The organism is Thermoanaerobacter siderophilus SR4 (assembly GCF_000262445.1).
Classification (GTDB): domain Bacteria; phylum Bacillota; class Thermoanaerobacteria; order Thermoanaerobacterales; family Thermoanaerobacteraceae; genus Thermoanaerobacter; species Thermoanaerobacter ethanolicus.
In genome coordinates this window covers 2510843-2526542 of sequence record NZ_CM001486.1, presented here as the reverse complement: position 1 = coordinate 2526542, position 15700 = coordinate 2510843, and the positions used below count along the sequence as shown (strand labels likewise).

17 protein-coding genes, 2 tRNA genes and 2 pseudogenes are annotated in these 15700 nt (G+C 32.8%); 18 read left to right on the top strand and 3 right to left on the bottom strand.

Annotated features, from left to right (window positions below; genetic code table 11):
* The first annotated feature begins 88 nt into the window (after positions 1–88).
* Positions 89–250: a hypothetical protein gene (locus THESIDRAFT1_RS13425; protein WP_164995797.1), complete on the top strand. Its 162-nt coding sequence runs from the start codon at positions 89–91 to the stop codon at positions 248–250.
* A gap of 36 nt (positions 251–286) precedes the next feature.
* Here THESIDRAFT1_RS13425 and THESIDRAFT1_RS12580 read toward each other — a convergent pair.
* Both THESIDRAFT1_RS12580 and THESIDRAFT1_RS12575 read right to left on the bottom strand, forming a co-directional pair.
* Positions 287–362: transfer RNA gene (locus tag THESIDRAFT1_RS12580), tRNA-Glu, on the bottom strand.
* A 4-nt stretch (positions 363–366) separates the two neighbouring features.
* Positions 367–440 (bottom strand) — tRNA-Gln (locus THESIDRAFT1_RS12575).
* A gap of 168 nt (positions 441–608) precedes the next feature.
* Here THESIDRAFT1_RS12575 and THESIDRAFT1_RS12570 point away from each other — a divergent pair.
* The 11 genes and pseudogenes from THESIDRAFT1_RS12570 (at position 609) to holA (ending at position 9013) form a co-directional block, all read left to right on the top strand.
* A complete protein-coding gene (locus THESIDRAFT1_RS12570; RefSeq protein ID WP_006570559.1) occupies positions 609–779 on the top strand; it encodes a DUF362 domain-containing protein in 171 nt (56 codons plus the stop codon).
* 112 nt (positions 780–891) lie between these two features.
* Positions 892–1767 (top strand): branched-chain-amino-acid transaminase, encoded by an 876-nt coding sequence (ilvE, locus tag THESIDRAFT1_RS12565; protein WP_003869537.1) that lies wholly within the window; start codon positions 892–894, stop codon positions 1765–1767.
* A gap of 51 nt (positions 1768–1818) precedes the next feature.
* Positions 1819–2469 (top strand): alanyl-tRNA editing protein, encoded by a 651-nt coding sequence (locus tag THESIDRAFT1_RS14460; protein ID WP_244262682.1) that lies wholly within the window; start codon positions 1819–1821, stop codon positions 2467–2469.
* A 10-nt stretch (positions 2470–2479) separates the two neighbouring features.
* Complete coding sequence (locus THESIDRAFT1_RS14455; protein WP_244262681.1) at positions 2480–3022, top strand: DHHA1 domain-containing protein; 543 nt, start codon at positions 2480–2482, stop codon at positions 3020–3022.
* A 162-nt stretch (positions 3023–3184) separates the two neighbouring features.
* Positions 3185–3322 (top strand): hypothetical protein, encoded by a 138-nt coding sequence (locus THESIDRAFT1_RS15020; RefSeq protein ID WP_244262680.1) that lies wholly within the window; start codon positions 3185–3187, stop codon positions 3320–3322.
* Between the two features lie 73 nt (positions 3323–3395).
* A complete protein-coding gene (locus tag THESIDRAFT1_RS12550; protein ID WP_039929424.1) occupies positions 3396–3581 on the top strand; it encodes an aspartyl-phosphate phosphatase Spo0E family protein in 186 nt (61 codons plus the stop codon).
* Positions 3582–3696: 115 nt separating this feature from the next.
* Positions 3697–4197, top strand: coding sequence for an ECF transporter S component (locus THESIDRAFT1_RS12545; RefSeq protein WP_003869533.1), 501 nt, complete (start codon positions 3697–3699; stop codon positions 4195–4197).
* A 75-nt stretch (positions 4198–4272) separates the two neighbouring features.
* A complete protein-coding gene (locus THESIDRAFT1_RS12540; protein WP_003869532.1) occupies positions 4273–4998 on the top strand; it encodes an HAD family hydrolase in 726 nt (241 codons plus the stop codon).
* On the top strand, positions 4995–5717 hold the full coding sequence (locus tag THESIDRAFT1_RS12535) for an MBL fold metallo-hydrolase (protein WP_003869531.1): 723 nt from the start codon (positions 4995–4997) through the stop codon (positions 5715–5717). Before THESIDRAFT1_RS12540 ends, THESIDRAFT1_RS12535 begins: the two co-directional genes overlap by 4 nt.
* A 1-nt stretch (position 5718) precedes the next feature.
* Positions 5719–7992: a DNA internalization-related competence protein ComEC/Rec2 gene (locus tag THESIDRAFT1_RS12530; protein ID WP_006570556.1), complete on the top strand. Its 2274-nt coding sequence runs from the start codon at positions 5719–5721 to the stop codon at positions 7990–7992.
* A gap of 4 nt (positions 7993–7996) precedes the next feature.
* A pseudogene (holA, locus tag THESIDRAFT1_RS14840) lies at positions 7997–9013 on the top strand (DNA polymerase III subunit delta).
* A gap of 26 nt (positions 9014–9039) precedes the next feature.
* Here the strand turns inward: holA and rpsT are convergent.
* Entirely contained in the window at positions 9040–9324 is a 285-nt protein-coding gene (rpsT, locus tag THESIDRAFT1_RS12520; protein ID WP_003869528.1) for a 30S ribosomal protein S20, read from the bottom strand.
* 133 nt (positions 9325–9457) lie between these two features.
* Here rpsT and THESIDRAFT1_RS12515 point away from each other — a divergent pair, with 133 nt between their 5' ends.
* The 6 genes and pseudogenes from THESIDRAFT1_RS12515 (at position 9458) to THESIDRAFT1_RS12490 (ending at position 15691) form a co-directional block, all read left to right on the top strand.
* Positions 9458–9784 carry a phage holin family protein gene (locus tag THESIDRAFT1_RS12515; protein WP_003869527.1) on the top strand — a complete coding sequence of 109 codons (327 nt, stop codon included), beginning with the start codon at positions 9458–9460 and terminating at the stop codon, positions 9782–9784.
* Between the two features lie 5 nt (positions 9785–9789).
* Positions 9790–10755, top strand: coding sequence for a GPR endopeptidase (gene gpr, locus THESIDRAFT1_RS12510; RefSeq protein ID WP_006570555.1), 966 nt, complete (start codon positions 9790–9792; stop codon positions 10753–10755).
* 70 nt (positions 10756–10825) lie between these two features.
* Positions 10826–12019, top strand: coding sequence for a stage II sporulation protein P (spoIIP, locus tag THESIDRAFT1_RS12505; protein WP_006570554.1), 1194 nt, complete (start codon positions 10826–10828; stop codon positions 12017–12019).
* A 95-nt stretch (positions 12020–12114) separates the two neighbouring features.
* A pseudogene (locus THESIDRAFT1_RS14835) lies at positions 12115–14288 on the top strand (hypothetical protein).
* Positions 14289–14299: 11 nt separating this feature from the next.
* The gene (locus THESIDRAFT1_RS12495) at positions 14300–15418 is read left to right on the top strand and encodes a glycosyltransferase family 4 protein (RefSeq protein ID WP_006570552.1); all 1119 of its coding nucleotides are present in this window, start codon (positions 14300–14302) and stop codon (positions 15416–15418) included.
* A gap of 3 nt (positions 15419–15421) precedes the next feature.
* A complete protein-coding gene (locus THESIDRAFT1_RS12490; protein ID WP_003868082.1) occupies positions 15422–15691 on the top strand; it encodes a hypothetical protein in 270 nt (89 codons plus the stop codon).
* The last annotated feature ends 9 nt before the right edge of the window (positions 15692–15700 follow it).

Genomic DNA, 15700 nt, shown 5'->3' with positions numbered 1-15700 from the left:
AATAGTATTACCCTTATAAGGGTGATACTATTATTTTAACCCATGAAAGGGTGATACCACGTGTATACAGTGATAACAGGCGACATAATTGGTTCAAGAAAACTGTTGGCAAAGGGGATTAAATTCCATCGCAAGATATAAAGAGTTAGATGATAAAAATTTTGCAGAATACTATTTAATAGGGACAATGAGTAGCATGCTTATAGCTATTTTTGGAGGTTTACTGATAAAAGCTATATTAAAAATATAAAAGGCATCCACAGATGCCTTTTTCTCAATTTGATATTGGTAGCCCCAAGGGGACTCGAACCCCTGTCTTCGCCGTGAGAGGGCGATGTCCTAGGCCGCTAGACGATGGGGCCAAAATGGCTGCCGAACTAGGACTCGAACCTAGACTAGATGATCCAGAGTCACCTGTGCTACCATTACACCATTCGGCAGCGCCTCGACGAAAGTAATTATAACATAGGTTTTATAATTTGACAATACCCCTCACATTTTTTTAAATTTTGTTTAATTCTTAAAATTTAATTTGATTATTTACAATTCTGTGTAAATGATTTATAATTTTTGTGGAGCTACATACTGTATACAGGGAGGGAAAATTGATGGCACATTATATCACTGATGAATGTATAAGCTGCGGAGCTTGTGCGGCAGAATGCCCGGTAGATGCTATCCATGAAGGGGATGGAAAATACGAGATTGACCCTGATACTTGCATTGACTGTGGTGCTTGTGAAACTGTGTGTCCAACTGGTGCTATAAAAGCTGAATAAATTTGAAGAAAGCCTCACTTTGTGGGGCTTTTTACATTTCAATTGACTAAAGCTATTTAAAGTGATAAAATCTTACTAAATTAATTTTGCGATAAAGGAGGAGTCATAAGTTATGGGGTTAGTATATGTGAATGGAGAATTTGTAGACAGTGAAAAAGCTTCAGTCTCGGTTTTTGACCATGGCTATCTTTATGGGGATGGTATTTTTGAGGGCATAAGGGCTTATGATGGAGTTATATTCAAACTTGATGAGCACTTAAAAAGGCTTTATAGTATGGCAAAAGCTCTTCTTCTCGACATTCCTATGACGATGGAGGAGATGAAAGAAAAAGTTGTTGAAACGGTAAGAGTTAATAATTTAAGGGATGCCTATATAAGGCTTGTAGTATCAAGAGGAAAAGGTGATTTAGGCCTTGACCCATATAAATGTCCTAAACCTACTGTTGTTATAATTGCTGATAAGATTACTTTGTATCCTGAATCTATGTATCAAAACGGTTTAAAAATTATTACTTCTACTTATAGAAGAAATTCTATTCAGGCTTTAGATCCCCAGATAAAGTCATTAAATTATTTAAACAATATTCTTGCAAAAATTGAAGCAGTAAAAGCAGGGTATCCTGAAGCTCTTATACTAAACCAAGAAGGATATGTAGCTGAATGTACTGGTGACAATATTTTTATAGTTTCAAATGGCACCTTGTATTCTCCTCCTTCGACAGTAGGAGCATTAGGAGGAATTACAAGGGCTACTGTAATTGATATAGCAAAGCAATTAGGAATCCCTTTTGAAGAAAGGTATTTTTCCTTGTTTAACGTGTATACTGCAGATGAATGTTTCTTGACAGGTACAGCTGCTGAAGCAATACCAGTGGTAGAAGTAGATCATAGGGTAATAGGAGATGGAAAACCTGGTCCCATAACGAAAAAGATAATAGAAGAGTTTAGAAAACTTACTCCTGTTTTAGGAACAAAAGTTTATGAATAAGAATTGCATGGATGACTTCCATGCAATTCTTATAAAGAAGGGATGATTTTTATGACTGAAAAGCTTTTTTATGAGGATAGTTATATTACTGAATTTGATGCTAATATCATAGATAAAAGAAAAATAAATAACAAATGGGAACTAGTATTAGATAAAACTTATTTTTATCCTGAAGGTGGAGGTCAACCAAGTGATACGGGCCTAATTGATGGTATTAAAGTTTACAAAATATACGAGGAAAATGATACAGTATACCACCTTGCAGATAAATGCCCTGAGGGTATAAAAGTTCATTGCCAAGTTGATTGGGAGAGAAGATTTGACCATATGCAACAGCACACCGGACAACATCTTTTATCAGCCGTTTTGGAGAAAAAATATGGAGCTCATACGCAAAGTTTTTCTATTGGGGATAAATCTTCCCACATAACTATAACAAAAGATACTTTTAACGAAGAAGAGGCTTTTGAAGTGGAGAAAGAAGTTAATAGCTTTGTTTATAAAAATATACCTGTTAAAACTTATTTTGCAGATGAAGAAATGTTAAAAAAGCTGCCCCTTAGAAAGCAACCACAAGTCAGTGAAAATATAAGAATAGTAGAAATAGAAGGGATAGATTATTCTCCTTGTGGGGGCACTCATGTTAAGACTACAGGAGAAATAGGAATTTGTAAAAATAAAGAAGTGGGAGAAAACGAATAAAGGCATAAGGTTGGAATTTGTAGCTGGATTTAGAGCACTTTATGATTATCACATAAAAAATAATTATGTGAATGCTCTTTGTCATCTTCTTTCCGAACAAGAAGAGAATATTTTAGAACATGTGTTAAAGTTACTTGAAGAGAATAAAGAGGTTAAAAAAGAAGTTAATATTTTGAAAGAAAACATATTGTTAGAAGAGTCTAGAAACCTGATAAAAAGTTCAGAGTTGCATGGAGGTATACACATAGTATACAAGCTTTATGAAAATAGAACGACAGAAGAGATAAAAATATTAGCTAAATACATAGTTTCTAATGACAAATGTATAGCTATACTTGGGAATAAAAGAGGAGAAACAGGAGATTTAGTGGTTTCAAGGTCTGGCGATGTAGACATTGTGGTGAATGGATTTTTTAAAGAGGTATTGAGGGTTTTTGACGGAAAAGGTGGAGGAAACGCTTATATGTGTCAAGGCGGAGTCTCCCCAGACAGATTAGAATTAGCAATGGACAAGGCGTTGAGTATTGTTATAGACGAAATAAATAAGAGATAAAAATTTTTAAAATTTTAGCAGGAAATTTATAACATATATAGAATATATTATAATAAATATTTAAAATGGGGAGAGTAGGGAGATGGGTGTAGTAAAAAAAGTAGATGAAGAATTAAAACGAAGCATGGAGAGTATTAAGGAAAAATAAAAAGTGACGATATCTTGAATAGGATACTAACTAATGAAGCTGGACAGGTAAATGAGGGAGAAAATGATTGGAAAGTAGAGTGTGGACGAGAAATTGTAGAAATTTATAAGAAATTGGTTAATATAGTAGATAAATTAAGGGTTGTTTCTTAATAAAGCCTATTGTAATTTTTGTATTATGATGGTAAAATTGTATATACGAACTCTCAAAAAAGGGGTAAACAAAATGAAAAGTAATGAAGCATTAGAAAGACAGATAAGTGTTTTGAGGAAAGAACTGGATAACCTCGTTACTAAGGAAGAGATTGACTATGAAAAAGTGCTTGATATAAGTCGTAAACTGGATGATTTGATTGTTTCATATATAATTACCAAAAAAGATAGGTATTCCACAGTTGGAAACTATATCTAAAGCCTTTTAAGAAACAAGGGCTTTTCTTTTTTTGTTATTATATTGTTATGATTGCACCATTACAATTGTATGTTATAATATAACTATCCTACATACATTTATTGGAGGTGGAAATATGGAACAAAACAATGTTAAAAAAATAGTATATGGGGCTTTTATGATGGCATTGGTTACTATTGGTACTATGGTAATTCAGATACCCACTCCGGCTACAAAAGGCTATATAAACGTAGGCGATTCTTTTATATTCTTAAGTTCTGCTTTATTTGGCCCTGCAATGGGATTTGTAACTGGAGGCATTGGTTCTGCTCTTGCGGACTTATTATCAGGTTATGCATATTGGTCTCCATGGACCTTTATAATTAAAGGGATAGAAGGGTTGATTGTTGGACTTATGTATAAAAAATATACTAAGGAATATTTAAAAGTTGTATCTCTTATAATAGGAGCTTTATGGATGGTGTTAGGATACTATATAGCAGGAGGAATCATGTACGGTTTTAAGGCTTCCTTAGTTGATGTGCCAAGTAATTTAGTGCAAGGTTTTGCAAGTATAATAATAGGGTATATTTTGATACGTTTGATATCTCGATTGGAACTATTTAACAAAGTGTAGCAGGGTTTTTTAAACCTTGCTTTTTTTATGTAAAAATATATCATTATATAGGAAAGAGAAATTGAGGTGATGAGAATGATTGATACATTTCTATTTGACTTGGACGGTACCTTACTTCCTGTTGATACGGACAAGATGTTGGATGAGTATTTTTTAAGTCTCACAAAAAAGCTTTCTTCTCTATTTGACCCCCATTTTTTATTTAAAAGTCTTTATAGTGCCAGTATGGACATGATAAATAATTTAGATCCAAACAAAACTAATGAAGAAGCATTTTTTGATTCTTTTTTAAAAAAAGTCAACTATCCAAAAGAGGAATTGGATGTACTTTTTGAAGACTTTTATTTAAATGATTACAAAGAGTTAGGAAAAAATATTAAGGCCAATGAATACGTCAAGAAATCCTTAGAAATTTTGAAAGAAAAAGGCTATACACTTGTTTTAGCAACCAATCCTGTATTTCCAAGAATTGCAATCTTAGAGAGGCTTAGATGGGCAGGCCTTAATGAAAGCTATTTTGATTTTATAACTACTTATGAAAATATGCATTTTTGTAAGCCCCATATACAATACTATGAAGAGATATTAAAAGTTATAAATAAAAAGCCGGAAAATTGTTATATGGTGGGAAATGATGTGGAAGAGGACTTGATAGCTTTTAAGTTGGGTATGAAGACTTTTTTGATTGAGGACTATATGATAAATAGAAATTCAAAAGATATAGTAGCGACACAAAAGGGTAGTTACAAAGATTTATATGAATTTGTCTGTAGCTTTAAGGAGGGAGGCAAAAATTTATGAAAGTCACAGTGTTAGGGTGTCATGGACCTTTCCCTGGGCCTTATGGGGCTACTTCCGGATATTTAGTAGAAGAGGAAAATACTCATATTTTACTGGACTGTGGCAGTGGAGTAATAAGCAGATACCAAAGGTATTACGAGTTAAATAAATTAAAATACATAATTTTGTCTCATTTGCACTCTGATCATGTGGCAGACATGATGGTTTTAAGATATGCTCTTGATATTATGGAGTCAAGAGGCATGATAACTGAACCTGTGAATGTATATTGTCCACAAACACCAGAAAATGTTTTTGAAGATTTTAAGTTTAAAGATGTTTTTAATTTACACATTATAAATGAAGAGGCTACTTTAAATTTAGAGGGAATAGAGATTTCTTTTAAAAAGATGACGCATCCTGTAGAGACTTATGCTGTGAAGATGAAAAAGGGAGAAAAAATCTTTGTATATAGTGGTGATACCACCTATAATGAAGATTTAATATCTTTTGCAAATAAAGCTGATTTATTCCTATGTGATGGAAATTTCTTGACAGGAATGCAAGGACCACACTTAACTGCTGCGGAAGCTGCTGAAATTGCTAAGAAAGCCGAGTGCAAAAGATTAGTTTTGACTCATTTGTCACCGCTTATTTCTATCAAGGATTATTATGATGAAGCAATTAAAGTCTTTGGAAATACAGAAATTGCAAGAGATTTTGAAGTTTATGTGATATAAAATGGAATTTCCATTTTTATATCTTACTGTAGCTTTTTCTTTAGGAATAATAATTGGAAGATATGTTTTTCATCCTTTTGCTTTTTTGCTTTTATTAGCAATTTCAGTGGCTATTTCTTTGTGGCGGTATTTGAAAAATAAAAATGTCAGTTTACTTCTTTTAATTTCTTTTATTTTTGTAGGTGCAATTTTAAGTGGCAATGCTTTTAATTCTCCCAATCCTTATCTAAAGTTTGAAGATAAATTTATAACTATAAATGGCAAGGTGTACGAGGTAAAAGAATATGAGGGATATGCTAAATACATAGTTAAACCGCCTAAATTACCTAAAGTATTGGTTACTCAATATGGGGGCAAATATCCTTCAGAGGGAGATATTGTAAGTATAAGAGGGATAATTTCAATTCCCCAAAAAGCTACAAATCCAGGAGGCTTTGACTACAAGCTCTTTTTAAAGAAAAAAGGAATTTATGCAGTTATGAGAGTGCAGGGGTATGCCGTTGACATTGTGGGCAAAGGCAATTTAAATTTTATTGAGAAGGTTATATATGCTGCAAAGCAAAAAACAGAAGTTAATTATATAAATTCAATGCCCGAAAGAGATGCTAAGTTTGTTATATCGATTTTTTTAGGAGATAAACTTGTTGACGATGAGACTTTGGGACAATTTAGGACAGCAGGTATTTCACATATTATTTCCGTATCAGGAATGCACGTAGCAATTATAACAGGTTTTATACTTTATATGTTAAGTCTTTTTAACATTAGAAGGTACAAAGTTCCTATCATTATAATTGTATTGACCTTCTATGCAATTTTAACAGGAGCAAATCCGCCAGTTATAAGGGCAGCTCTTATGGCTTCTATCGCTTTAATTGGCACTACTTATGGCAAAAAACATAATTCTATAAATTCTTTGTCTTTTGCGGCTTTTGTGATATTAATATTTAACCCTTTGATGCTGTGGGATGTAGGTTTTCAACTTTCATTTGTTGCCACTTTAGCCATTTTGTATTTCTATAAGCCGATACGAGAAAAATTATCAATGCTAAATCCCAAAATACGAGATTTAGTCGCTTTAACTCTTTCTGCTCAAATTGGCACAATCCCCTTTACCATGTATTATTATCATTATATATCCATAATTTCGCTTTTGTCCAACATTGTAATAGTGCCATTGGCGAATATAGCAGTTGTTTTGGGATTTTTATCGGCTATGATAGGGCTGATTTTTCCTCCCTTGTCCTATTTTATAAATTATATAAATATACCTGTAGTAGAAGCTATTTTGTACATAACGAAATTGTTCAATAGCTTTCCTTATGCCAGTATAAATACTATTGTTCCGCCTTTGTATGTGATTGTTTTGTATTATGGAATTTTAACAGTCCTACTTAGCAGTTTTGATAAAAAAACTAAAAAGATTTCTATTGCAATCGCCTTGACTTTTGTTATAGCAATTTTCTTTTATAATTATCTATTGCCTAAAGATTTAGAAGTGACTTTCCTGGATGTAGGACAAGGGGACAGCACGTTTGTCAGGACACCCCACGGCAAAACTTTTTTAATAGATGGAGGAGGCAAACCTTTATTTGCGACTTCTTCTTTTGATGTTGGAGAAGATCTAGTACTTCCATTTTTGTATTACAAAGGTGTTATGAAGCTTGATGGAGTATTTATATCTCATACAGATATTGACCATATCGGTGGAATAATTACTGTTTTGCAGCAGATAAAGGTAGATAAAGTTTTTATTGGAGTCCAAAAAGTTACTGATGAGAATTTTAAAAAGATGATTAAGGTTGCAAAAGAGAAAAACATCCCTGTTATTTTTCTGAAAAAAGGAGATAAGGTTGAAATAGATAATATTGAAATATACGTTTTACACCCTGACCCTCAAAATTTAATAGAGGAAAATCCTATAAATAACAATGCACTTGTTTTTAAGATGAAGTACAAGAAGATGGAATTTTTATTTACAGGTGATATAGAAAAGCCTGCAGAAGAGGTTTTGAAAAATTTAGACATAAAGACTGATATTTTAAAGGTGGCTCACCACGGGTCAAATACTTCTTCTACACAAGAATTCATTGAAAAAGCCAATCCGAAAGTATGTATTGTCCAAGTAGGTAAAAACAGTTATGGACTACCTGATGAGAGAGTGCTAAAATATCTTCAAGAGAAGGCGAAGGTATATAGGACGGATAAAAATGGAGCAATTATCGTAAAAACAAATGGAGAAAGGGCTTATATAACTACTTTTCTCAAGGAGTGAAATAATGAATTATAAAGAGTTAGTGGAGAGTTTAAAAAAGATAAGATTGACAATGTATATCTTTTTTATGGAGAAGAGAGGTTTTTATTGTTAGATGCTTTAAAAAGGATAAAAGCAAAAATATTAATGCCTGAGACTATGGATATGAACTATGTGGTTATTGAAAAAGATAGTCCAGAAGAATGTATGGAAGCTATTATCGAAAATTGTGAGACATTACCTTTATTTTCTGATTACAAATTAGTAGTAGTAAAAAATGAAGAGGAACAGCTTTCTAAGCTAGGGGATAAAGAGTTAAAAAGACTTACGAACTATCTAGAAGAAAAAGTTACTTCTCCTCAAAGCAGCATTGTACTAGTAATTATAGGAGGAGAAAAAATAGATTTAAGGAAAAAGCTTTATAAGTTTATTGAAAAAATAGGTAAAATAGTTTATTTTCAAAGACTTTCTTTTGAAGAGGCAGTAAATTACGCCGGCTATTTTTTAAAAAAGAGTGGCAAAAAAGTAAAAAAATCTGATGTGGAATATATTGTGAAGAGCGTTGGAACGGATTTATACGCAATTGTAAATGAAATACATAAATTAGTTTCCTATTCTGACAGTGAAGAAATAGAAATGGAAAAGATGAAAGAGGTTCTTACTATAAACCTGCAACAAAACATTTTTTAATCTTGTCAATGCTATAGGAATGAAAAAAGAAAAAGAGGCTTATAAAGTTTTACACACCCTTTTAGAAAAAGGAGAAGTACCCCTTATTATATTGTCGATGATTGTAAGACAAATGAGGTTGATTACTAAGATAAAAAGCTTTGAAGGTAAATTTGGCGATAAAAAGACTATTGCATCTTCTTTAGGAGTACCATACTTTGCAGTAGAAGAGTTAATGAGACAGAGTAGACTTTTTAAAAAAGAAGAGTTGGAAAGAGCTTATAAAGAGTGTTTGAAATGTGATATTGCATTGAAATCAGGAGCAGATAGTAGTTTGGCATTGGAGGGGCTTGTAAAAAAATTGTGCAAATGATAAAAAGCGTACTTTTAAGGTACGCTTTATTCATTACTTGCTGCTGATTTTAAAAGATTGTTAAATTTTGCATAAAGTCTGGACTTTTTTCTTGCCACTGTGTTTTTGTGGAGAACTCCTTTTGTGGCAGCTTTGTCCAATTCTTTGACAGCAAGTCTTAATTTTTCTTTTATTGTTTCTATATCTCCTGTAGCTAAACTTTCGTTAAACTTTTTAATAAATGTTTTAACTCTTGATTTTATCATTTTATTGCGTAAAGTCCTTTTTGCGATAACAGAAATCCTCTTCTTTGCAGATTTTGTGTTTGCCAAAAGCTTCACCTCCTCAATCGAATTTAATTTTACCACGAAAGAAATAGTTTTTCAAGGATTAATACACTTTTTACTTTACCACAGAGGTATAAAATTTGTCAATTTGTTCATCATAATTAAAGGAGGTGATTTAATGTTACAAACAGTTATTCGCTTTATTGTGTCAGCTATTGTGCTGTTAGTGGTAGGATATCTTGTTCCAGGGTTTAGCGTCGCAGGATTTTGGGGAGCTCTTATTTCAGCGGTGGTAATAGCTTTGTTAGGCTATATTGTAGAATTAATATTAGGGAAAGATATTTCACCAAGAAGCCGTGGCTTTGTAGGATTTATTGTTGCGGCGGTAGTGATATACGTTTCTCAGTTTATTGTTCCTACCATTCACGCAACAATAGTTGGTTCGTTGATTGCTGCTTTTGTGATAGGATTGGTTGACGCCTTTGTACCGACAGAGTTGAGGTGATGTAGATGTACAGTATAAGGACAGACCTTGCAGTAGAAGCGAGAGAATTATACAAAGGAAGAGAGATTCCAGGGGTGAGTGTGGAGGAAAAACACTTAGAGGGTATAAAAGTGACAAAGGTCAAAATTTTAAATGAAGAAGGAGAAAAAGCAATGGGGAAGCCAGTGGGGGACTATATAACTATTGAAGCCCCCGGCCTCATTGAAAGGGACTTGGATTTAGAGGAAGAAGTTGCGAAAGTTTTAGCAGATATAATTAAAGAAATAGCTAATTTGACGGAAAATACACAAGTTTTAGTAGTAGGGTTAGGCAATTGGAATGTCACCCCTGATGCTTTAGGGCCACGGGTGGTGTCTAACATTGTGGTGACAAGGCATTTAAAGGAATATGCACCTCAACAGTTTGGCGATGAAATTCGGTCTGTCAGCGCAATTTCTCCCGGAGTTTTAGGCATAACCGGGATAGAAACAGCTGAAATTTTAAAAGGTGTAGTTGACAGAATAAAACCTGACTTAATAATTACAATTGACGCTTTGGCTTCGAGAAGATTAGCGAGGTTGTCTACTACTATTCAAATTTCAAATACAGGTATAAGTCCAGGGTCTGGAATAGGTAATAGAAGGCTTTCCATTACTGAGCAAAGCTTAGGGATACCTGTAATAGCCATAGGAGTTCCTACAGTAGTAGATGCGGTCACAATTGCTAACGACACCATCGAATATTTAACAGAAGAGTTACTAAAACAGACCAAAGAAGAAAGCCCTTTTTATGAAGTACTTAAGAATATGAGTCAACAAGAGAAATACAGTCTCATTCAAGAAGTTTTAACACCTTATGTACATAATCTTGTAGTTACTCCTAAAGAAGTAGATTTATTGGTAAAAAATATATCTTCAATTATTTCCAGAGGGATAAATCTTGCACTACAACCTGGGCTTACGGAAAAGGAAATGAATCAATTGCTTCATTAAACATAAAGTACTAAAGCACCTCTTGATGGAATATTTATAAAATATAAAAACCAAAGAGAGGTGCTTCTTTTTGTACAGGTATTATAGTTTTTCAAAGATAAGCAGAATAATGTTTCTAATTTTGTTATTGATAAACGTTTTTCTTTATAATTGGATGACACAACCTTATAAGGGTGAATATAGACAAATAATTGGTGATTCTTTTTCAGAGGAGTATGATAAATTAAACAGTTTATTTGTAACTTCAATAAATTATACCCTGCCGATAATAGAAGTAGCATTTACTTCTCAAGGGTATACAGGAAAGGATTTAACCTTTTCCTCTTTGTTAAATGCTAAAGTTAAAGACCCTATTAATATATTGAAATTTCAACTTCCAATTTTAGCACAGATAGATTTGGAAAAAGTAAGTGCTAATAATATACAGAATAATGATGCACAAACAAATCCTCCTTCTAATAACAATGTGAATTTGTCTGATACTAATGCACAAAGTGACAAAAACACACCGCAGACACAAGGAGAGGAAGAAAAACCGGTTTCGAAAAATATAGATAATAGTAAACCCTATCTTTTGATATATCACACTCATACTATGGAAGCTTATGCTGCTACAGAAAAGAACAAATACATAGCAAGGTACGGCTATGATAGGACAGATGATTTAAATTATACTGTTGCAAAAGTAGCAGATTATCTTACGGAATATCTTAGAAAAGAAGGAATTCCTGTATTGCACGATAAAACTATCAATGATTACAACTATGACAAATCCTATGTAAACTCTTTTGCAACGGTCAGTAAAATTTTAAAAGAGTATCCTTCTATTAAGGCTGCAATTGACTTGCATAGAGATGGCTATGGTGCTGTTATGAAACCAGGGGTAGAAACTATTCCTGTTTTGAGCAATTTGCCAAACCAAGATTTTAGAAAAAAATATGTGATGGAAATAAACGGGGAAAAAGTAGCAAAAGTTTCTTTCATAATAGGTTCAAGAAGGACACCGGAAATGAAAGAAGATTGGAGAAGAAATTACGAATTTGCCAAAAGAATAAGTGATAAATTAAATGAACTTTATCCCGGCCTATCTTTAGGAGTACAGGTAAAGCCCTACAGTGAATATAATCAGCATCTTCTTGAAAAGTCGATACTGATAGAATTAGGAAGTAACTATAATACTTTAGAGGAGGCAATTGCAACTACAAAGTATCTGGCTAAAGCCATTAGTGAAGTGATAAAGCAGCAACAAGATTTTGGGCAGTGAAGACTGCTTTTTATTTTATAGCGATAAATGTTGATATTAATTTAAAAAAGGTTAAAATAAATTACTGTAATTATCAAAGATTTAGGAGGTTTTTTATGAAATTTGCAGCAAGGATAATGGGATTGGCCTTGGCGTTTTTAATCCTCTTTAGCACTGTTTCTTATGGACAAGTAAATAATATAAAAGATAGAAAAATAGTTATTTTTATTGTAGACAGGGTTAATTTAAATGACTATGTTGCAAATGACCTTCCTAATATAAAATACCTCATGGAAAATGGTACATATGGACTTATGACGGTAAATTCTGATGGAGGCAGGACCCCTGAAAACGTGTATATGACAATTGGTTGTGGGACAAGAGCTGTAGGTTCTGAAAAAGCTTCCCTTAATTTTAACGCTTCTGAAATAGTAAATGGAGAACAAGCCTCTATAATTTTCAAAAGAAATACAGGTATTAAGCCACAAGTATTTAATATAGTAAATTTAGATTTTGCGCAAATAGAGAGAAATAACCTAACTCGAAATCACATTGTAGTACCTGGCTTATTAGGTGCTCTTTTAAAACAAAATGGAAAAACTGTTGCTGTGTTTGGCAATGAAGATACTGATGTAGAACAAAGAAGATATGCGCCTCTTATAGTAATGGATGAAAAAGGAATCGTAGATTTTGGCGATGTGAGTGATAATATTTTAAAAAGAGACCCTTTAAGCCCTTTTGGCATTATGACAGATTATAATTTGCTTTATCAAAAATATACAGAGATGAAAGAAAAACCTGACTTAACTATTTTTCAATTGGGAGATACGATAAGAGCGAATGATTACCATAAATATGCGATGGATAAAATTAATGAGAGAAATAAAAAAGGGCTTTATACGAAGCAGATGAATTTATTGGCAAAGTCATAAGAGAAGGCAGTCCCAACACCTTATACATTGTCTTAACTCCACTTCCTCCATCTAAAGATATGGGGCAAAAGAGTTATTTAACCCCCATAATACTTTTTGGACCAGGCTTTACTAAAGGCTATGTTACTTCAGACACAACAAAAAGAGAGGGGATTGTCACAAATACAGATTTAATGCCAACAATTTTACAGTATTTTGATATTCCTATACCAACTTTTTTTGACGGGACATCCCCTTTATAATTCTGGTTACAAAGGAAATGTAGACAAATTATTAGCTGAGAGTCATAAACTAGTTTTTAATTACACTTATAGGCCTATTTTCTTAAAAACTTATGTGGTTTTAGAGATAATAATTTTAATTTTTGCCCTATTAGTTTTGCTGCTTTTGAAAAAGTATGCGGTCTATTTAAAACCTCTATTGTTTTTTGTTTCTACTATTCCTTTGACTTTTTTGCTATTACCTTTGTTTAATTATACTAGCCTATCAAATAGCATCGTGGGAATATTATTTTTGACAGCAGTGGCGATTATAGCGATTCATGAAATTAACCCTTATGGTTATTATTTCTATGCTATAATAGGTTTAATTACTTCCCTTGTTTTGCTAATTGACCTTGTGACAGGGCAATATTTGCTAAAAAATTCTTTTTTAAGCTATGACGTCATCGGAGGTGCCCGTTTTTATGGCATAGGAAACGAGTATATGGGGGTATTGATTGGAGCCGTCTTATGTTTTACTACAATGGCTTTTGAAATTTTTTCGAATAAAAAGCTGCTTTTAGCTATAACTACAATAATATACGCACTGGTATTCTACTTTATTGCAGCTCCAAGTATAGGTACAAATGTTGGAGGATCGATAACAGCCTTTGGAGCTTTTGCTGTTTCGCTGCTGCTTTTGTCTGGAAAAAAATTAACATAAAAAATTTAATATATATTGGTGCCGGGATAGTTTTAATGCTTTTGGGCTTGTTTTACTTGGATTCTTTAAGGCCAGTTTCACAACAAACTCACATAGGACAAACTTTTGCTTTAGTAAAAAGTCACGGTATAAAATCTTTATTACAAATTTTTGAAAGAAAGCTTTTAATGAATTATAAGCTCATAAAATATTCTATATGGTCGAGAGTATTGTTGACACTTATAGTTGTTTTACTAATTCTTTTCTTCAAACCTGTTGGAGTGTTGAGTGAAATTTTCAAAAAACACACCTACATTCGAATATGCTTTGTTGCGACGATTATAGGAAGCATTCTTGCTCTAATTTTTAACGATTCAGGAATTGTAGCGGCAGCTACAATGATGGTGTTTGTAGGACCTATGTTAATACATTTTGTTATTGATGAAATGTCTTAAAAGGTGGTTTTATGGGAAAAATGAAGGTATTGCAAATTGTAAGAAAATCAGAAGGAGGAATGAAAAAGCATTTATTATCACTGGTTAGATTGTTAGACAAAGATAAATATGAAATTGCTGTTTTGTGCTCTTTTGACAAAAAAACTCAAGAATATCTCAAAAAATTAGGGATTGCAGTATATGACATTGACATTGGGGACGGAATTAGTTTAAAAAAAGATTACAGGACAATTAATTTTATACGAAAGGTAGTAAATGAGTTTAAGCCAGACATTGTTCACATGCATGGGGCAAAAGCTTCATTGGTAGGAAGAGTCGCATGTTTTGCTATGCCTGTAAAAACAGTAGTGACAGTCCACAACTTTGCAAATTACAATAATATGAGTTTTTACAAAAAGAAACTTTTATTGAGTTTAACAAAAATTCTAGACAAAAAAACCCATCAGTTTATTGCTGTCTCTCAAGCATTAAAAGATGATTTAGTTCTAAATCAAAATGTAAAAGAAAATAAAATAAAAGTGGTGTACAATTGTATTGATACCTCTTTCTACGAGGAAACAACTCTTAATTTAAAAGAAGAATTCAATTTGCCACAAGATTCTTTTATTGTAGGAAGTGTAGCAAGGCTTATACCTGCTAAAGGTGTTCAAGATTTAATAAAAGCGGCTTCAATTTTAAAAAATGTAAATGCCTACTTTTTTGTAGCAGGAGATGGCCCTTTTAGAGAAGAATTACAAAAAATGATTGATAGTTTAAATTTAAAGGACAGATTCTTTTTATTGGGGTATAGAAATGACATCCCTTCTTTCTTGAGAAATCTCAATGTATTTGTGCTTCCCTCACATGAAGAAGGATTTGGAATTTCTGTAATTGAAGCTTTAAGTGAAGGAGTCCCTGTCGTAGCTACAAAAGTAGGAGGTATTCCAGAAATTATACAAGATGGCGTTGAAGGAATTTTGGTAGAAAAAGAAAGTCCTGAAGAGTTGGCAAAAGCTATAGAGAAATTTTTGAAAGATGAGGAATTGAGAAAAAATATAAGCTTAAGAGGAAAAGAAAGTGTGGGAAAATATAGTTGCAATAAAATGATTGAAGAAATATACAAGATTTACGATACCTTGAAGGGAAGATAAAAGATGAGGCTTACAAGGACAAGAGAGAGAAAGAAACAGATTCAAAGAAAGAGACTTGTAATCTTTGCTCTTTTATTGTACATTGTTATTATGGTAGTAGGACTTGTAATAGCTGATTCTTCCTTTAATGAAATTACTACTGGAGTGAGGAAAGTAAATATATTTGGTGTATATTCAAATAGCGAAAAGGTGATCGTTAAAATTTTTGGTAAGGAGTCAGTTATTGACATAGGAGGGTTAAGCCAATACTTTAAAGGGCGATTTTGGAAATGAGGTCTAAGT